This is a genomic window from Modestobacter sp. I12A-02662, assembly GCF_041028325.1.
GTDB lineage: Bacteria > Actinomycetota > Actinomycetes > Mycobacteriales > Geodermatophilaceae > Modestobacter.
This window is the reverse complement of record NZ_JABGDE010000008.1, coordinates 129955-148251: the sequence shown is the minus strand read 5'-3', so window position 1 is coordinate 148251 and position 18297 is coordinate 129955. Positions and strand designations below refer to the sequence as shown.

At 73.1% G+C, this 18297-nt stretch carries 18 protein-coding genes; 11 read left to right on the top strand and 7 right to left on the bottom strand.

The window, feature by feature from the left end; all coding sequences use genetic code 11:
* The first annotated feature begins 94 nt into the window (after positions 1-94).
* Entirely contained in the window at positions 95-2764 is a 2670-nt protein-coding gene (locus HL189_RS13520; RefSeq protein ID WP_369134227.1) for a glucosidase, read from the top strand.
* Between the two features lie 31 nt (positions 2765-2795).
* On the opposite strand, the gene HL189_RS13515 is transcribed toward HL189_RS13520, so the two are convergent.
* Both HL189_RS13515 and HL189_RS13510 read right to left on the bottom strand, forming a co-directional pair.
* The gene (locus tag HL189_RS13515; protein WP_369134226.1) at positions 2796-3461 is read right to left on the bottom strand and encodes a GntR family transcriptional regulator; all 666 of its coding nucleotides are present in this window, start codon (positions 3459-3461) and stop codon (positions 2796-2798) included.
* 78 nt (positions 3462-3539) lie between these two features.
* Positions 3540-4379: a bifunctional allantoicase/(S)-ureidoglycine aminohydrolase gene (locus tag HL189_RS13510; RefSeq protein WP_369134225.1), complete on the bottom strand. Its 840-nt coding sequence runs from the start codon at positions 4377-4379 to the stop codon at positions 3540-3542.
* Between the two features lie 384 nt (positions 4380-4763).
* On the opposite strand from HL189_RS13510, the gene HL189_RS13505 reads away from it, so the two are divergent.
* The 3 genes from HL189_RS13505 to allB all read left to right on the top strand — a co-directional run bounded on the left by HL189_RS13505 (position 4764) and on the right by allB (position 8616).
* Positions 4764-6311, top strand: a complete 1548-nt coding sequence (locus HL189_RS13505) for an NCS1 family nucleobase:cation symporter-1 (protein ID WP_369134224.1) — start codon at positions 4764-4766, stop codon at positions 6309-6311.
* A 32-nt stretch (positions 6312-6343) separates the two neighbouring features.
* On the top strand, positions 6344-7072 hold the full coding sequence (locus tag HL189_RS13500) for an aspartate/glutamate racemase family protein (protein ID WP_369134223.1): 729 nt from the start codon (positions 6344-6346) through the stop codon (positions 7070-7072).
* Between the two features lie 71 nt (positions 7073-7143).
* Positions 7144-8616 (top strand): allantoinase AllB, encoded by a 1473-nt coding sequence (allB, locus tag HL189_RS13495; RefSeq protein ID WP_369134222.1) that lies wholly within the window; start codon positions 7144-7146, stop codon positions 8614-8616.
* Positions 8617-8724: 108 nt separating this feature from the next.
* Here the strand turns inward: allB and HL189_RS13490 are convergent, their stop codons facing one another.
* Positions 8725-9339, bottom strand: coding sequence for a universal stress protein (locus HL189_RS13490; protein ID WP_369134365.1), 615 nt, complete (start codon positions 9337-9339; stop codon positions 8725-8727).
* A gap of 137 nt (positions 9340-9476) precedes the next feature.
* The gene (locus HL189_RS13485) at positions 9477-10106 is read right to left on the bottom strand and encodes a methyltransferase (RefSeq protein WP_369134221.1); all 630 of its coding nucleotides are present in this window, start codon (positions 10104-10106) and stop codon (positions 9477-9479) included.
* Positions 10107-10300: 194 nt separating this feature from the next.
* Here HL189_RS13485 and HL189_RS13480 point away from each other — a divergent pair, with 194 nt between their 5' ends.
* Positions 10301-11578: a PP2C family protein-serine/threonine phosphatase gene (locus HL189_RS13480; protein ID WP_369134220.1), complete on the top strand. Its 1278-nt coding sequence runs from the start codon at positions 10301-10303 to the stop codon at positions 11576-11578.
* Positions 11575-12135: an SRPBCC family protein gene (locus tag HL189_RS13475; RefSeq protein WP_369134219.1), complete on the top strand. Its 561-nt coding sequence runs from the start codon at positions 11575-11577 to the stop codon at positions 12133-12135. Before HL189_RS13480 ends, HL189_RS13475 begins: the two co-directional genes overlap by 4 nt.
* A 6-nt stretch (positions 12136-12141) precedes the next feature.
* Here HL189_RS13475 and HL189_RS13470 read toward each other — a convergent pair whose 3' ends face one another.
* Positions 12142-12912 (bottom strand): polyphosphate kinase 2 family protein, encoded by a 771-nt coding sequence (locus tag HL189_RS13470; RefSeq protein ID WP_369134218.1) that lies wholly within the window; start codon positions 12910-12912, stop codon positions 12142-12144.
* A 94-nt stretch (positions 12913-13006) separates the two neighbouring features.
* Between HL189_RS13470 and HL189_RS13465 the strand changes: the two genes are divergently transcribed.
* The 3 genes from HL189_RS13465 (at position 13007) to HL189_RS13455 (ending at position 14153) form a co-directional block, all read left to right on the top strand.
* Positions 13007-13279 (top strand): YciI family protein, encoded by a 273-nt coding sequence (locus HL189_RS13465; protein ID WP_369134217.1) that lies wholly within the window; start codon positions 13007-13009, stop codon positions 13277-13279.
* A 115-nt stretch (positions 13280-13394) separates the two neighbouring features.
* Entirely contained in the window at positions 13395-13820 is a 426-nt protein-coding gene (locus HL189_RS13460) for a hypothetical protein (protein ID WP_369134216.1), read from the top strand.
* A 129-nt stretch (positions 13821-13949) separates the two neighbouring features.
* Positions 13950-14153: a cold-shock protein gene (locus tag HL189_RS13455; RefSeq protein WP_075015009.1), complete on the top strand. Its 204-nt coding sequence runs from the start codon at positions 13950-13952 to the stop codon at positions 14151-14153.
* Positions 14154-14242: 89 nt separating this feature from the next.
* Here HL189_RS13455 and HL189_RS13450 read toward each other — a convergent pair whose 3' ends face one another.
* Positions 14243-14701: a hypothetical protein gene (locus HL189_RS13450; protein WP_369134215.1), complete on the bottom strand. Its 459-nt coding sequence runs from the start codon at positions 14699-14701 to the stop codon at positions 14243-14245.
* A 178-nt stretch (positions 14702-14879) separates the two neighbouring features.
* On the opposite strand from HL189_RS13450, the gene HL189_RS13445 reads away from it, so the two are divergent.
* Both HL189_RS13445 and msrB read left to right on the top strand, forming a co-directional pair.
* Complete coding sequence (locus tag HL189_RS13445; protein ID WP_369134214.1) at positions 14880-17015, top strand: ExeM/NucH family extracellular endonuclease; 2136 nt, start codon at positions 14880-14882, stop codon at positions 17013-17015.
* Between the two features lie 19 nt (positions 17016-17034).
* Positions 17035-17454 (top strand): peptide-methionine (R)-S-oxide reductase MsrB, encoded by a 420-nt coding sequence (gene msrB / locus HL189_RS13440; RefSeq protein WP_369134213.1) that lies wholly within the window; start codon positions 17035-17037, stop codon positions 17452-17454.
* A 67-nt stretch (positions 17455-17521) separates the two neighbouring features.
* Here the strand turns inward: msrB and HL189_RS13435 are convergent, their stop codons facing one another.
* Positions 17522-18175, bottom strand: a complete 654-nt coding sequence (locus HL189_RS13435) for a hypothetical protein (RefSeq protein WP_369134212.1) — start codon at positions 18173-18175, stop codon at positions 17522-17524.
* Positions 18176-18297 lie beyond the last annotated feature (122 nt).

Here is an 18297-nt window from a genome sequence, read left to right as displayed (position 1 = left end):
GCTGTGACTGGAGCTCTCGGCGAACCCCTGGCCTGGTGTTGCTACCGCAGGCCGGGATGGGCGCGCCGCGGCCCGGATCTGTCAGCATCGGACGATGGCTGGTGCCGACCCGGAACGGGACCGTGTCCGCGGCTTCGACGCGGGAGCCACCCACCTCGCGGACGTGACCGAGTGGTACCGGTGGGGTCCGTACGTCAGCGAGCGGGCGTGGGGCACCGTCCGGGAGGACTACAGCGCGGACGGCGGAGCATGGGACTACTTCCCGCACGACCACGCCCGCTCCCGCGCGTACCGCTGGAGCGAGGACGGCCTCGCCGCCGTGTGCGACTGGCAGCAGCGGCTGTGCCTCGGCCTGGCGCTGTGGAACGGCGCCGACCCGATCCTCAAGGAGCGCCTGTTCGGCCTCACCGGTGGCCGCATCGACCGCGGCAACCACGGCGAGGACGTCAAGGAGTACTACTGGTACGTCGACGCGGTGCCCAGTCACTCCTGGCTGCACTGGCGCTACCACTACCCGCAGCGCCGCTTCCCCTACGACGACCTCGTCGCCGAGAACGCCCGCCGCGGCCCGTTCGACCCGGAGTACGAACTGCTCGACACGGGGGTCTTCGACGACGACCGGTACTGGGCCGTGGACGTCCAGTACGCCAAGGGCGGCCCCGACGACCTCCTCATGCGGATCGTCGTCCGCAACGCGGGACCGGATGAGGCGACCTTGCACGTCCTCCCGACGCTCTGGTTCCGCAACACCTGGTCGTGGGACGTCGGTGCGCACCGGCCGGAGATCCGCGCTGCGGACGGCGACCTCGTGGCGAGCCACCCGGACCTGGGCGACCACACCCTCACGGTGGGCACGGGTCCGGACGGCCGCCGTCCGGACCTGGTCTTCTGCGCCAACGACACCAACGCGGCACGCCTGTTCGCGGCCACGAACCCGTCGCCGTTTCCCAAGGACGGCATCAACGACTACGTCGTCGCCGGCACCCCGACGGTGGACCCCGCCGCCAGGGGGACCAAGGCGTCCGCCTGGTACCGCCTCCGGGTCGCGGCCGGCGGCACGGCGGAGCTGCGGCTGCGGCTGCGGCCGTCCGGCGACGTGCTCCCGGCGGATCCGCTCGGCAGCGCCTTCGACGACGCCATCGGCGCTCGCCGGAGGGAGGCGGATGCCTTCTACGCCGCGCTGGTGCCGTCGGGAACGCCGGACGAGGTTGCCGCAGTGGCCCGCAGCGCCTTCGCCGGCCTGATCTGGTCCAAGCAGTTCTACGCCTACGACGTCGGCCGCTGGCTGGACGGCGACCCGGCGCAACCACCGCCACCACCGGGCCGCGCGCGCAACAGGGCCTGGCGGCACCTCGCGCTCACCGACGTCATCTCCATGCCGGACACGTGGGAGTACCCCTGGTTCGCGGCCTGGGACCTGGCCTTCCACTGCGTCGCCTGGGCGCACATCGATCCGGCGTTCGCCAAGTACCAGCTGCGCCTGCTCTGCCGCGACGGAGTGCAGAGCCCGGACGGCGCCCTGCCCGCGTACGAGTGGCGGTTCGACGACACCAACCCGCCCGTGCACGCGTGGGCGACCGTCAAGGTCTGGTCGCTCGACGGCGAGCGCGACACGGACTTCCTGCGCTTCATGTTCGAGCGGTTGGGGCGGAACTTCGACTGGTGGGTCTCGCGGCACGACTCCCAGGGGGACGGCATCTTCACCGGCGGCTTCCTGGGCCTGGACAACATCTCGGTGTTCGACCGCTCGAACCTGCCGTTCGGCGGTGAGCTGGAGCAGGCCGACGCCACCGGCTGGATGGGCCTGTTCACGCTGTCCATGGTGACGATCGCGCAGGCGCTGGCCCGGTCCGACCCGGCGTACGAGGCCGAGGTCAGCCGGTACCTCGACTACTTCGCGAAGCTCGCCCGGGCGGTGGACGAGAAGGGGCTGTGGAGCGAGCGCGACCAGTTCTTCTTCGACGTCCTGCGGATGCCGAGCGGGGAGAGCGTCCCCTTCCGCATCGACTCGCTGGTCGGCGTCGTCCCTGCACTGGCCGCGGCCGTCATCACCCCTGCCCGCCTCGAGGCGGCGCGGGCGACCCTGCCCGCCGTCGCGGAGTTCCTCCCCCCGACCGATGCGCCGGCGCGCTCGCACCGCGTGGGGGTGGTCCGCCCACTCGCCGACCGACCGGAGCAGCTGATCAGCCTGATCGACGAGCAGCAGCTGCGCGGGGTGTTCCAGCGGGTCGCCGACGAGGGGCAACTGCTGTCGCCCTACGGCGTCCGGTCCCTGTCGGCCGAGTACCGCGACAACCCGTACGTCGTCACGGTGGACTCGCACCACGGTTCCATCGACTACCAGCCGGCCGAGTCGACCACGACCATGTTCGGCGGGAACAGCAACTGGCGCGGTCCGGTGTGGGCTCCCTTGCACTACCTGCTCGTCGACGTCGTCGCCCAGTACGCCGACCACATCGGCCCCGGCATGACGGTCGAGTTCCCGCACGGATCGGGACAGCAGAAGACGCTCACCGACGTCATGGCGGACCTGCGGAGCCGGTTCCTCTCGCTGTTCACCGTCGGCCCGGACGGCCGGCGCCCGTGCTCCGGCTGGGTCGACCGCCTCCAGCGCGATCCCGCCTGGAACGGGCAGCCGCTGTTCTTCGAGTACTTCCACGGCGACAACGGCGCCGGGCTCGGCGCCTCCCATCAGACCGGGTGGACCGCGCTCGTCGCCGATCTGGTCTGCGGGATGCGCACGGTCACGACCTCCGACGACTGAGGGCGGGAAGGCCGGTCCCCCGACCCGACCGTCAGCCGGGCATGTCGTCGAGCACCATGTGCCGGCTGGCCCGCACGTGCGCCACGGCGACGGCGGCGGCGAGGTCCGCGTCGTGCATCGCCAGTGCGGCGTACAACTGCTCGTGCTCGGCCTGCACGCGCCGGAGATCGGTCGACTGCCGGAAGAGCCACCGCAGCCGTCCGGTCAGGGGCTCCAGCAGCGACCGGAGCGAGTCGTTGCCCGAGAGACGCAGCAGCGTCTCGTGGAAGGTGGTGTTCGCGGCGCCGGCCCAGGCGTGGTCATCGGCGTCGACGGCGCGGCGGCCGTCCTCGACCACGCCCCGGAGCTCGGCCAGCCCCTCCTCGTCGATCCGCTGTGCCGCGAGCCGGGCGACGAGCGCCTCCAGGACCTCCCGGATGTCGAAGAGGTCGGCGACCACGGACCGCGTCAGGTCGCGGACCACCGCCCCCCGTCTCGGGAGGAGCTGGATGAAGCCCTCGCTCTCCAGTGCCCGCAGGGCCTCCCGCACCGGCACGCGGGAGACCCCGAACTCCTCGGCCAGTTCGCGCTCGACCAACCGGGTGCCGGGCGTCCACACACCCTCGGCGATCTGCGCGCGGAGCTGCTCCCGGATGACGTCGCGCAGCGGCTGGCCCTCCGCGGCAGCGAGGGGCGCCGGCTCCTCGTTCGTCTTCACGAGCTGATCGTCCCGCAGGCCCCCACGCCGCACGTGCACCCGCCCACACTCCCTTCCCCCCACGGGGGAGGCGTCGGCTCAGACGAACTGCCGGCTCAGCTGCACGTGCCGGTTGACGTCCTTGTACAGCAGGTACCGGAACCGCCCCGGGCCGCCGGCGTAGCAGGCCTGCGGGCAGAACGCGCGCAGCCACATGAAGTCCCCGGCCTCGACCTCCACCCAGTCCTGGTTGAGCAGGTAGACCGCCTTGCCCTCCAGCACGTACAGCCCGTGCTCCATCACGTGGGTCTCGGGGAAGGGGATCACTCCCCCGGGCTCGAAGGTGACGATGTTGACGTGCATGTCGTGCCGGACGTCGGTCTGGTCGACGAAGCGGGTCGTCCTCCAGGTGCCGGCGGTGTCGGGCATCGGGATCGGCTCGACGTCGCGCTCGTTGGTCACGAACGCCTCGGGCACCTCGACGCCCTCGACCCGCTGGTAGGCCTTGCGGATCCAGTGGAAGCGGGCGGGCTCGGCCTGCTCGTTGCGCAGCGTCCACGCCGCGCCGGGCGGGAGGAAGGCGTAGCCGCCGGGCTCCAGCTGGTGCGCCGTCTCACCGATGGTCAGCCGCAGAGAGCCCTCCACCACGAACAGCACGGCCTCGGCGGCGGGGTCGGCCTCGGGCCGGTCGCTGCCGCCGCCCTCGGACACCTCGACGATGTACTGGGAGAAGGTCTCCGCGAAGCCGGACAGCGGCCGGGCGATCACCCACAGCCGGGTCCGCTCCCAGAACGGCAGGTTGCTGGTGACGATGTCGGTCATCGTCCCCTTGGGCAGCACCGCGTAGGCCTCGGTGAACATGGCCCGGTTGGTGGTCAGCTCGGTCTGCCCCGGCAGCCCGCCACGGGGCGCGTAGTAGGGGCTCGTGGTCGACGTCATGTCGGGTCGTCCTCTCCGCTGGAGCCGCCGTCGCGGCCCGGATGATGTCCGCACTCCTGCTGGTGCCGGTGGGGCTCTACGACGCCGGCGCGCCCTCGGAGACGCCCGGGCCGTTGCGCCGGGCGGTCACCTGTCCCTGCCGCGGGACCGGCCGCCCGTGATGGTGGATGAAGCTAGTGACTTGGTATACGAGCCGTCAACCATGCCCGGGACCGCACCATCGCCCTCCGTCACTTGCAGCGACCGCCAGTTCCGGCGGGCCGACTCTTCCGTCATGTGGACATTGACTTTCGCGGAACGGAAACAAACCCTTGACGTCGGCGGGCCTTGTGATGCAGGTTACTCGTCACCAGCCGTTCTCGTATACCAAACCCGGAGTGCTTCATGAGCGGATCTTCACCCGCCAGCAGCTCGACGCCAGGGGACACCATCGTCGGCCCGTCCGGCGGCCTGCCCGGCCTGCACGGCCTGGCCGAACCGGTCCCCGCCGGGGTCGACCCCCGGCTCTACAACCAGGACCTCGCGCCCACGAAGCGCGAGGGCCGGACCTGGAGCGCGTACAACTTCTTCGCGCTGTGGGCCAACGACGTGCACAGCCTCGGCAACTACGCGTTCGCGATCGGTCTGTTCGCCCTGGGCCTGGGCACCTGGCAGATCCTCACCGCCATCGGGGTCGGCGCCGCGCTGCTCTTCCTCCTGCTGACCCTGTCGGGCTACATGGGCGTCAAGACGGGTGTGCCCTTCCCGGTCATGAGCCGGATCAGCTTCGGCGTCCGCGGCGCACAGGTCCCCGCGCTGCTCCGCGGCGGCGTGGCCATCGTCTGGTTCGGCATCCAGACCTACCTCGCGGCACTCGTCGGCAACGTCCTGCTGATCGCGGTGTTCCCCTCGCTGGAGTCGCTGACCGAGAGCAGCACCCTGGGGTTGTCGCACCTGTCGTGGATCTGCTTCAGCGTGCTGTGGGTCGTGCAGGTCCTCATCGCCTGCTACGGCATGGAGATGATCCGCCACTACGAGGCGTTCGCCGGCCCGGTCATCCTGATCACGTTCGTCGCGCTCGCCGTCTACGTGTTCGTCCAGGCCGGGGGCTCGATCGCCTGGTCGCCGCCCGACGTGCTCACCGGGTCGGAGATGTGGCTCCAGATCCTGGGCGGTGGCGCCCTCTGGGTCGCCATCTACGCGACCTTCGTCCTGAACTTCTGCGACTTCACCCGCGGCGCCAAGTCCAAGCAGGCCGTGGTCCTGGGCAACCTCTGGGGCATCCCGGTCAACATGCTGTTCTTCGGCCTGGTGGTCGTGATCCTCACCGGTGGCCAGCTGTCCATCGACGGAACGGTCATCACCAGCCCCACCGACGTCGTGCAGGCCATCGACAGCACCCTGTTCCTGGTGCTCGCCTGCCTGGCCCTGCTGACCCTGACGATCGCGGTCAACCTGATGGCGAACTTCGTCGCCCCTTCCTTCGCCCTCGCCGCCATGATGCCGCGCACGCTGAACTTCCGTCGCGCAGCGATCGTGTCCGGGGTCATCGGGTTCGTCATCCTGCCGTGGAACCTCTACAACAGCCCGGCGGTCATCCTCTACTTCCTCGGCGGCCTGGGCGCCTTCCTCGGCCCGCTGTTCGGGATCGTGATGGCCGACTACTGGCTGCTGCGTCGCCAGCGGATCAACGTCCCCGACCTGTACACCTTCGAGACCTCCGGTGAGTACTGGTACCGCAACGGCGTGAACACGCGGGCGATCCTCGCGCTCATCCCGTCCGCGGCCATCGCGATGGTGTTCGCCTTCGTCGAGGGCCTGGGGACGTTCGCCGCCTTCTCGTGGTTCATCGCGGCCGGCCTCGGCGCGGTCATCTACTACGTGATCGCCGACCGGACGCGCACCTTCGCTGACGTCGACGGGGAGTCCATCGCCGTCCCGGTCCGGCACTGATCCACCCGACACCAGACGAAGGGACACCACCGATGCGGATCCTCGTGGTCAACGTCAACACCACCGAGTCCATGACCGAGGGCATCGCGGAGCAGGCCCGCCGCGTGGCGCTGCCCGGAACGGAGATCGTGGGGCTCACCCCGGCCTTCGGGGCCGAGTCCGTCGAGGGCAACCTGGAGAGCTACCTGGCCGCGGTCGCCGTGATGGACCGCGTCCTCGCCTACGACGAACCGTTCGACGCCGTCATCCAGGCCGGCTACGGGGAGCACGGCCGGGAGGGACTCCAGGAGCTGCTCGACGTCCCCGTCGTGGACATCACCGAAGCCGCGGCCTCGACGGCGATGTACCTGGGCCACCGCTACTCCGTCGTCACGACGCTGGACCGCGCGGTGCCCCTCATCGAGGACCGGCTGCTCCTCGCCGGCCTGGACCGCCGCTGCGCGTCGGTCCGGTCCAGCGGTCTGGCGGTCCTCGAGCTCGAGTCGGACCCGGAGCGCGCAGTGGAGGCGATCGTGGAGCAGGCCACCGCCGCGGTGCGCGACGACCACGCCGAGGTCATCTGCCTCGGCTGCGGCGGGATGGCGGAGCTCGAGCAAGCGGTGCGAGCGCGCACCGGGGTGCCCGTGGTCGACGGGGTCGCGGCGGCGGTAACCGTCGCCGAGTCGCTGGTGCGGATGCAGCTGAGCACCTCGAAGGTGCGCACCTACGCGCCGGCGCGGCAGAAGAAGATGACCGGGTGGCCCATCACCGGGGGCAGGTGAGCGACTCCCGCACCAGGATCCCGGGACCTCCGACCCCTGATCACCCCACCACTCGACCCCAGGAGCTACTCATGCCCGATGGCGGACCCCGTCAGCAGCTGGCTGCCGTCAACGACCCCGAGACGATCCTCGAGGAACTCGCCCGGCTGCGCGCCGAGCGCGGGGACGACGTCGCCGACGACCCCACGGCACGCGTGACCACCCGGTCCACCGGCTTCGACCTCGTCGTCCGGGGCAACCGCATCCTGACGACCGCGGGGATCGTCGCGCGGGAGATCGGCGTCACCAACGGCCGGATCGTCGCCCTGGAGCCCCTCGGCTCGGACCTGCAGGGCGACGACGTCATCACCCTCGCCGACGACGAGACCCTGATACCGGGTCTGGTGGACGCGCACGTGCACGTGAACGAGCCCGGGCGCACCGAGTGGGAGGGCTTCGCCACCGCCACCCGGGCCGCCGCGGCCGGCGGCGTCACCACCATCCTCGACATGCCGCTGAACTCGATCCCGTCGACGGTCAACCGCCCGGCGTTGCAGCTCAAGCAGTTCACCGCGGCACCGCAGGCCTTCGTCGACGTCGGCTTCTGGGGCGGCGCCGTGCCGGGGAACAAGCAGTACCTCCGTGAGCTGCACGACGACGGCGTCTTCGGCTTCAAGTGCTTCCTGCTCCACTCCGGCGTGGACGAGTTCCCCCCGCTCAGCCCGGACCAGCTGGAGGAGTACCTGGAGGTCCTGCGCAGCTTCGACGCGCTGATGATCGTCCACGCCGAGGACTCGCGCTCCATCGACCGCGCCCCCGACCCCGAGGGGGACGTCTACGACCGCTTCCTCGCCTCGCGGCCCCGCGGCGCGGAGAACCTGGCGATCGCCGAGGTCATCGAGCGCACCCGCTGGACCGGTGCACGCACCCACATCCTGCACCTGTCGTCGTCCGACGCCCTGCCCATGCTGCGCACCGCGAAGGCCGACGGGCTGGACCTCACCGTCGAGACGTGCCCGCACTACCTGACCCTGGCGTCGGAGTCCATCCCCAACGGCGGCACGCAGTACAAGTGCTGCCCGCCGATCCGTGAGACGAGCAACCGCGAGCAGCTGTGGGAGGGCTTGCTCGACGGCACCATCGACTACATCGCCTCCGACCACTCCCCCTCGACGCCGTCGCTGAAGGACCTGCAGAACGGCGACTTCGGGGTGGCATGGGGAGGGATCGCCTCGGTCCAGCTGGGCCTGTCGGTGGTCTGGACGGAGGCGCGCCTGCGGGGCATCGGCCTCGAGCAGGTCATCGAGTGGATGGCCGCCCGCCCGGCCGACCGGCTGCGGCTCAGGTCCAAGGGGCGGATCGCCCTCGGCTACGACGCCGACCTGTCGGTCTTCGCGCCCGACCAGGCCTTCGTCGTGGACGCCGGGAAGCTCCGCCACCGGCACCCGCTGACGCCGTACGACCAGAAGACCCTGTCCGGCGTCGTGCGGCGGACGTTCGTCCGGGGCGTCGAGGTGGACTACGAGACCCCGCGCGGGCGGCTCATCCGCCGGGGGATCGACTGACGCTGCCGCACACCCTCTCGCGTCCGGCGCGGACGGGGGCCCCGGTGGTCCGGCCCCCGTCCCGTCGCGGCGTCCCGGTTCCTCGACGCCCGGTGCGGCAGGGCGCGCTCAGCGACCGTCCCCCGCCATCTGGGTAGCGTCCTGACGCTGGTCCCCACGCTGGTCCGCACGCTGGTCCTGGCGCTCCCGGTGGAGACGGAGCCGGTGGCGGCGCGTCTCGGGCGAGTGGACCACGGTGACCGGGCAGGTGGCGTGCGTCGCACACTGGATGCTCGTCGAGCCGAGCAGCATGCTGTGGAAGCCCCCGTGCCCCCGGCTGCCGACCACCAGCAGGTCCGCGCCGTGCGACTCACGGACGAGCACGTCCGCCGGCGAGCCGAGCGCGGCACGGATCTGCACGTCCGGCACCGCGCCGGCCAAGCCGCGCGCGGCCTCGTCGACCACGGCGCGGACCTTGTCCACGGACTGCCTCCGCAGCGTGTCCGAGAGTCGCTGGTCTTCGGCCGTGCCGATGTCGGTGTAGTCGCCCCGCATCTCCGGCACCCGGTAGGCGATGACCGCCTCGACCGGCACACCGCGTCGTGCCGCGTCCTCGAGGGCGAACCTCAGCGCCGCCGTCGAGCCCGCCGAGCCGTCGACCGCCACCACGACCCGGTGGCCTCGCACGGCCTCCTCTTCGACCGGAGGCCTGTCCACGTACAGGGCTTCCTCCTCGTCGTGCATCACGCCCGCCTCCTCCGTCCAGGATCACCGGTACAGCACTCAGGAGGAATGCTCCTCCGTCGAGCTGCGCCCCACCAGGGACCTCGTCGATCCGTCGAGACCCCGGCGGGCTGCCGACGGCGCGGTCCCGCCCGGCCTCAGAACGCGCGCCGGCCGGTCGCGGTGGCGGCATCGGGCAGACGACCGACCCCGGGGACGAACCGGCCGGTGCGCGCGGCGTACCGGGCGTAGGCGTCGCCGTGCGCGTTCCGCAGGTAGGGCTCCTCGACCGCGCGTACCTGCAGCTGGACCGCGGTGACCAGTGCGGCCAGCGCTCCGGCGCCGACCCAGGTGGGGACCATGAGCACGACGCCGGACTGGGCGAGCACCATGGCGGTGAAGATCGGGTTGCGCACGGACGCGAACACCCCGGTGGTCACCAGCTCGGTGCGCTCGGCCGGGTCGACGCCGATCCGCCAGGAGGCACCCATGCCGGTCTGCGCGGCCAGCGTCGCGGCGAAGCCGACCAGGGCCAGCCCCAGCCCGACGACCTCGACCCCGACGGGTGGGTCGGTCGGCGTTGCGCCGAGGACCACCAGGAGCGGAGCGGCCAGCCCGAGCACGATCGCGACCATGAACAGCACGCCGCCCCACCAGCCGGCGTCGGCCGGCGTGCCGGACAGGCCGTGGAAGCCGGTGTGCCCGGTCCGGCGTCGCTGCACCCACGAGCGCACGCCGAACAGCACGACGAGCGCCACGACGTACAGCCCCAGCGCCACCGCGCTCACGCCCGCACCTCACCGGCGGCACACCCGTGCTGCATCGAGGGACGGTGGGGGCCCGGACTCGTCTCGAACGGCACGAGCGGGATCGTGTCGGACGGCGGCGATGCGGACCACCACCGCCGCGCCGCGCGTCCTCCGCGCCCCTGGGCCGTTCTCGCGCGTGGGGAGCCTCCGGAGGCGCCACTTAGAGTCTGCCCATGCCGACCACGCCCGCCTCCGGCCTGGACATCGGCGCACTGCTCGACCGGATCGAGGGGACGGCGCCGATCCAGGCCGTGGAGGCCGCGGCGGAGGCGCTCACGGAGATGACCGGGGCGCGCGAGCTCAGCTTCCTGATCGCCGACTTCAGCGGTCGCGCCGTCGTCCGTCTCACGTCGACGGCAGCCCGCACCGAGGGCGCACGGACGCAGGACGGCGCCCGTGCCGAGACGGTGCCGTTGCACGGCACCGTGTACGAGCGCGTGCTGCGGACCCAGGAGGTCGACCTCCAGGCGCTCGACGCCGGGGCGCGGATGACCGTCCCGGTCACCGACCGGGGCGACGCGATCGGACTGCTGGAACTGGTCCTGCCCGCCCACCCCTCCGCGAGGGTGGTCGCCGACGTCGCCGGCGCCGCCCATGCCCTCGCCTACGTCGTCATCGCCGCCCGCCGGTACACCGACGTGTTCGAGTGGGGACAGCGCACCACGCCGTTCTCCCTGGCCGCCGAGATCCAGCGTCGCCTGCTCCCGGCCTCCTACACCTGCGAGGCCGGGCAGTTCACCCTCGCCGGTTGGCTCGAACCCGCGGCCTCGGTGGGCGGCGACACCTTCGACTACACGCTCAACCGCGACTCGCTCCACGTGTCCATCACCGACGCCGTCGGCCACGAGGTCGACGCGGCCCTGCTGGCGACGCTGTTCGTCGGGGGCCTGCGGAACGCCCGGCGGAAGGGGATGGACCTCGGCGCGCAGGCCCGGTACGCCAATGACGCCCTGGCCGACAACGCGCCGCCGGGTCAGTTCGTCACCGGGCAGCTCGTCCGGGTCGATCTGGCGACCCGCACGGCCGCGATCGTCAACGCCGGCCACCCCTTCCCGCTCCGGCTGCGCGACGGCCGGGTGGAGGAGATGGAACTGGGCATCGAGCCGCCGTTCGGGGTGGTCCCCGGCAAGTCCTTCCGGCTCCAGCGGCTCCCCCTGGAACCGGGGGACCGGATCGTGCTCCTCACCGACGGGATGCAGGAGCGCAACGCGGTCTCCCTCGACGTGGCGGCCGCCCTGCTCGCCAGCCGGGACCTGCACCCTCGGGAGGTCGTCCACGAGCTGGGCGCTGCCGTGCTGCACGAGACCGGCGGAGACCTGCGCGACGACGCCACCATGGTCTGCCTGGACTGGTACGGCGGACCGCGGCGCCGCACGGCGAGTGAGAACGGTGCCGACGCGACGCTCGCCTCGGACGCCCGCCCGGTCGCCACCGACCCGCCAGGCCGATGACCGCGCGGTCGGACCAGTACCACTTCGTCACCGTCTGGCGGGTGGCCGGCACGGTGGCCGAGGTGGCGGACGTGCTCGGGGACGGCGCCGCGCTCACCCGCTGGTGGCCGGCGGTCTACCTGGACGCCGCGCGGCGGACCCGGGCCGGCCGGGAGGCCGCCGAGCTGTGGACCACCGGCTGGCTCCCCTACACCCTCCGCTGGACGCTGGAACTCACCGAACCGGTCAGCGGGACGGGCTTCGCGCTGTCCGCCGACGGCGACCTCGTGGGCACCGGCCGGTGGACCTTCCGGCAGGACGGTCCGGAGGTGGAGATCACCTACGACTGGCGGGTCGCCGCCGCCAAGCCGCTGCTGCGCCGGCTGGGCCGGCTGCTGCGACCGGTCTTCGAGGCCAACCACCGCTGGGCGATGGACCGGGGGCAGGAGAGCCTCGCCCTGGAGCTGCGCCGGCGGCGGGCCCGCACCCCGGCCGAGCGGGCCGCCGTCCCCCCACCGCCGCCGCCCACGTTCCGTCGGCTCACCGCCTGGTGGTCCGGCGCGCGGCGCCCCGGCTGACCGGGTTCAGTCCTGCGTGAGCGGCGGGTCGGGGTCGATGCCGCGGGCCTCCAGCGCGCGCTCGACCGCTTCGCAGACCGCACGGACGACGGTGACCCGGGCGGTCCGCTTGTCGTCGCCGGCGACCACGTGCCACGGAGCGGTCGTCGTGTCCGTGCGCTGGAGCATCTCCTCGACCGCCGCCTCGTAGTCGGCCCGCTTCCCCCGGTTGCGCCAGTCCTCGTCGGTCAGCTTCCAGGCGCGGTAGGGATCCTCGCGGCGCGACTCGAACCGGCGGAGCTGCTCCTCCGGCGACACGTGCATCCAGAACTTGACCAGGACCGTGCCCTCCGCGGCGAGGGTCGTCTCGAAGTCGACGATCTCGCCGTACGCGCGCCGCCACGCCTCCTCCGGCGCGAAGCCCTCCACGCGTTCGACCAGCACCCGCCCGTACCAGGACCGGTCGAGCACGGCCATGCCGCCCCAGCCCGGCAGCACCGGCCAGAACCGCCACAGGAAGTGGTGCCGCTTCTCGTCGTGCGTGGGCGCGGCGAACTGGGCCACCCGCACGTGCCGGGGGTCGAGGTGGTCCACCAGGCGCTTGATCACCCCGCCCTTGCCCGACGCGTCCCACCCCTCGAACACCACGCACAGCGGCGGCCCGATCTCCCCGGGCCCGATCTGCCCACCGAGCAGCAGCCGCAGGTGCACCAGCCGCCGCTGGGCTGCCGCCAGCTGCTCCTTGGCCGCCTTCTTGTCCAGGCGGGAGCTGAGATCGACCTCGTCCAGGCGGCCCATGCGGCGAGCCTGGCAGGCGCCACCCCGGAGCGCGCGTCGGCGGCGACGAGCGGGCCCCTGCCGCGCGCCGTCCGTCTCCGCCACGATGCCCGGCGTGAAGTACGTGATGAGGTACCGGGCGGTCGAGGACTTCCTCCCGCTGGCCCAGCAGCACGGCGCGGCCCACGTCGCCCGGCTGCACGAGTTCCGCGACCGCGGCGTGCTGCTGATGGTGGGCACGTTCGACGAGCCGATGAACGGCGACGCCATGGGCGTGTTCACCACCCGGGAGGCCGCGGAGGAGTTCATCGCCGGGGACCCGTTCGTGGTGCACGGCGTGGTGGCCGAGTGGACGGTCCGGCCGTGGAACGAGGTCCTCACCGGCTGAGCCGGCCGGGCTCACCCCTTCGGGGGACCAGCGGCCGCCGGGGTGGCACCGGGGCTCGTCCTCGGTACCGGTCCTGTCGTTGGGGACGGGGACGGCTTCCGGGGGAGGAGAGCAGATGAGGGCAACGCTCACGGTGTACGGCGTGCTGTACGTCGTCCTCGAGGTCGTCGGCCACCGGTTGACGGCGGTCAGCTGGCCGGAGGTCACCGCCCTCGACGTGGCGGCCGCGGTCACCGACGCCATGCTCACCGTCGCCGTGCTGGTCGCCGTCCTGGTCGGCCTGGACGTGCTGGGTCACCGGTGGCACCGCTGGGTGCTCGCCCGGGACGCGGAGCAGGCCCGGCTGGCCCGCGAGCAGTGGGCGGCCGAGCAGGAGCCGATCGGGGTCCGGTCCTGGCGGCCGGCGCGGTGGGCGCTGCCGGCCGCGGCCCCCTCCCTCGCCGGAGCCGCGCGCCCCCAGGGTGCCGCCGGGAACGCCTACGGGCGTCCCCGTGCGCGGACCGTGCACGCCTTCCCCGAGGACGACGGCCGGCTGCTCTGACCCGCCGCGCCGGGAACTCGTCGGTCCCTGCTTGACCACGGAGCGCTCCGAGCCGCTAGGGTTCTGGACGTCGGGAAGGCCCTGCGCACTGGCAGGACCCCGATGCACGACCTCAGCTAGGAGCGAGCAATGCCCGAAGGAACAGTGAAGTGGTTCAACGCCGAGAAGGGGTTCGGCTTCGCCACCCCTGACGGGGGCGGCCCCGACGTCTTCGTCCACTACTCGGCCATCCAGTCCAGCGGGTACCGCTCGCTCGACGAGGGCCAGCGCATCTCGTTCGACGTCGAGCAGGGCCAGAAGGGCCCGCAGGCGGCGAACGTCACCCCGCTCTGACCCTCGGAGCGGACGGCTGACCTCAGCCTCCCGAACACCGACAGCGCCCCCGTCCGGATCCCCGGGCGGGGGCGCTGTCTCGTCCGGGGTCAGCGGGCGCGGGGCACGTACCCGCCGATCAGCGCGGACATCAGCAGCGCCCCGTCGTCCGGCCCGATCGCCGCGGCGGCGTCGGCGAGGGCCCGCCACCGCGTCCGCTCGGTCTCGCTCAGCGCACGGGTGGCCCGCGCCTGCAGTTGCTCGAGCAGCCGGTCCCACTCCCCCTGCGGGGTCGGCCACAGCCCGGCGAGCCGCCGCGCCTCTCCGGAGACCGCGGTGAACCGGACGATCTCCCCGGCGTAGTTGGTGAGGGCCTCGACCAGGCCGGCGTCGACCAGGGCCTTGGCCGCCGAGACCACCTGGGGCTTGGGCAGCCCGCTGGCCGGCACCACCGCCCCGAGGTAGGGGGCACTGCCGGTGGCCGGCTCGTCGACGAGCCGGACGATCGCCCGGAGCACGGGCAGGTCGCGGGTGAACCAGACGTCGGGCAGCGGCTCGGGAACGGTCATGGGTCCTTCCGGCGGGAGTCGGCGGCGCGGTGCGCCGCGCCGCGACCACGGTACGAGCACCGCCGCCGCGGCCGGACCCCGGACCGGCGGACACCGTTACCGTATGTTCACCGCCGACTGCGCAGCGCGCTGCCAGGATCGAGGCCCCGGCCACCTCGCCCGCAGTCCGAGGAGATCCGTGTCCGAGCGCCTCCGCCTCGCCGCCCCAGGTCTGACCGTCGCCGTCGCCGTCGTCGTGCTCGCGGCCGGCGTTCCCGCCGCCCCCGTCGGCGCCGCGCCGGTGGACGAGGCCTGCGCGGCCGCCGTCCGGTCGATCGGCTCGGTGCAGGGCAGCGACGCGGCCAGCCCGGTGGTCGGCCAGCAGGTCACCGTCGCCGGCACCGTGGTCGGCGACCTGCAGGACGGCGGGTTCGGCGGCGTCTTCGTGCAGGACGGCGGGGACGGCTCAGCCGCCACCTCCGACGCCGTCTTCGTGTACGGGGCCGGCGGGGACTCGGCCCTCGGGGACATGGCCCTCGGGGACATGGCCCTCAGGGACCTCGCTCTCGGGGACCAGGTGGTGGTGCGCGGCACCGTGGCCGAGTTCGACGGCCTCACCGAGCTCATCGACCCCGAGGTGGCCGGCTGCGGAACGGCGGAGCTGCCCGCGCCCGCGCCCCTGCCGATGCCCTCGGGGGACGCCGAGCGCGAGGCCCTGGAGGGCATGCTGGTCACGCCGTCGTCCCCGCTCACCGTGACCGGGCTCTTCGCGCTGGACCGCTTCGGCGAGCTGCTGCTGTCCTCCGGCGGCCGGCTGCTCGCGCCGACCGAGGCGGCCGAGCCGGGACCGGCCGCCGCGGCGGTCGCCGCCGAGAACGAGACCCGCTCGATCCTGCTCGACGACGCCCGGACGGCGAACCTGACCACGACCCGGGCCGCACCACCGCACCTGACCCTGGACGACCCGGTGCGGGTCGGTGACGCGGTCGACCTGGAACCGGTCGTGCTCGGCTGGGGTCACGACGCGTGGCGGCTGCAGCCCGCCGACGGGACGCCGCAGGGCACGACGTTCCCCGCGGTCAACGCCCGCCCCGAGCAGCCCCCGGCGGTCGGCGGCGACCTCGTGGTCGGCGACCTCAACGTGCTCAACTACTTCGTCGACTTCCCGAGCGAGTTCGGGGACCTCGCCCGCGGCGCGGCGGACGCCGACGAGCTGGCCCGGCAGGAGGCCAAGCTGGTCCGGGCGATCACGGCGCTGGACGCCGACGTCCTCACGCTGCACGAGATCGAGAACTCCGCCGTCCTCACCCCCGCCACCCCGTACCGCGCGGTGGAGACGCTGCTGGCGGCGCTCGAGGACGCCGACGGGCACGACTGGCGGTACGTGCCCGCGCACGAGGACACCGACGTCATCACCAACGCGATCGTGTACCGCGCCGACCGGGTGGTGCCGGTCGGCGACCCGGCGGTGCCCGCGGACCTGTCGGCCTTCGCCAACGCCCGCTCGCCCATCGCGCAGACCTTCTCGGCCGGCGGGGACGTGTTCACCGTCATCGCCAACCACCTGAAGTCCAAGGGCAGCGCGTGCGGCGCCGGCAGCGACGACCCCGCCGTCGGCGGGAACGGCAACTGCAACGGCGACCGGGTCGCCCAGGCGCAGGCCCTGGTCGCCTTCGCCGCCGAGCGGGCCACCGCCGCCGGCGACCCCGACGTCCTCCTCACCGGCGACTTCAACGCCTACCGGCACGAGGACCCGGTCGACGTGGTCACCGCGGCCGGCTGGACCGAGCTGGCCGCCCCGGACCAGTTCAGCTACGTCTTCGACGGCGGGTCCGGGTCCCTGGACCACGTGTTCGCCTCGCCGTCGCTGGCGGCGCGGGTCACCGGGCACGCGGTCTGGGACGTCAACGCGGCGGAGTCCTCCGCCTACCAGTACGACGGCGACCGGCGGCTGTACTCCCCCGGCCCGTACCGGGCCAGCGACCACAACCCGACGCTGGTCGGGATCGACGTCGAGGCCGCGGCGACGATCAGCGACGCCACGCCGTTCCGCGGCGACCGCGTGACCGTGACCGGCACCGGGTTCCTGGCCGGCGAGCAGGTGACCGCCGCCCTGCCGTCCCGGAACCAGGGGCTGCTGGGCAGCGGCACGGCCGACGCGCACGGCCGTGTCGCGATCGCCGCGACGGTGCCCGTGACCCTGCCGGCCGGCGGGCAGCAGGTGGAGCTCCGCGGCACCTCCGGCGAGTCCGCGAGCACGGGCTTCGAGGTGCGCCCGCTGGTCGCCGAGCTGCTGGAGCGGCTGATCGGGTGGCTCACGCCGGACGGCGACTGAGCCGCCGTACGGTGGGTGCATGACCACATCCGCCTCCCAGCCGAAGGTCGTCAAGAGCGACGAGGAATGGCGCGCCCAGCTCTCCCCGGAGGAGTACGCCGTCCTCCGCCAGGCCGGCACCGAGCGGGCCTGGACCGGGGAGTACGTCGACACCAAGACCGTCGGCGTCTACGCCTGCCGGGCCTGCGGCGCCGAGCTGTTCCGCTCGGACACCAAGTTCGACTCGCACTGCGGCTGGCCGTCCTTCTACGAGCCCTCGACCGGCGACAACGTGGTGCTCCGCGAGGACCGCAGCCACGGGATGCTGCGCACCGAGGTGCTGTGCGGCAGCTGCCACAGCCACCTGGGGCACGTCTTCGCCGACGCGCCGCAGACGCCCACCGGCGACCGCTACTGCATCAACTCGGTGAGCATCACCCTCACCCCCAGCGGGAGCTGAGGCCGACCGACGACACCGCCCCCACCCGGGATCACGGGGTGGGGACGGTGTCGTCTGCTCGGGCAGGTCAGTCGCGGGCGCCGGTGAGCTGCGGGCGGACGGCGAGCACGACGCCCAGCGCCACGTAGCCGACCAGCAGGTGCGCGGCGCCGGCGTAGCCGCCGACGGTGGCGCCGAGGACGGCGTTGAGCGGGACGACGACCGGCGCCCAGCTCTCCGCGACCAGCGGCCACACCCGGGCGGCCCCCCGCCACCGGCCGGCGATGGCGATCCGCACCCCGATGGCGGCCATGCCAAGCATGGACAGCGGCCAGAAGGCGTCGAGCAGCAGGAACCAGGTCTGCTCGCTCTGGCCCGGGGCGACGATCCAGGTCAGGGTCGAGAGGATGGCCAGCCCGAGCAGCACGTGCTCGGCGTGCAGGAAGCCCCGCGCCAGCCGCCCGGTGCCGGTCGCCCCGGTGCGCAACTGCAGGGAGACGAGCGCGACCAGGCCCAGCTGGAACGCCAGCGACGTGAGGTCGTAGACCGTCTGCTGCCAGCCGCTCGGGTCCGCGCCGAAGGCGAGCAGCCCACCGGCCCAGAGGGCGGAGCCCGAGGCGACGGCGATCCCCGCGGCCCGGGCGCCGCGGACGGACGTCGACCGGCCGGCCGGGGCGCGGTGCCCGCCGCGGTCGGCGCGGACGTCGGTGCGGGCGGGGGCGGGGGTGGTGCTCAGGGACATCGGGGCCTCCACGGCGAGGTGCGGCACCCGGTGTGCCGCGCTGGGAGAACCGTCTCGGGTCGGCGTCCCGGGCACCCAGGGCCCGCCACCCTCTCTCCGGTCCCGCTCACCGTCCCGGGCGA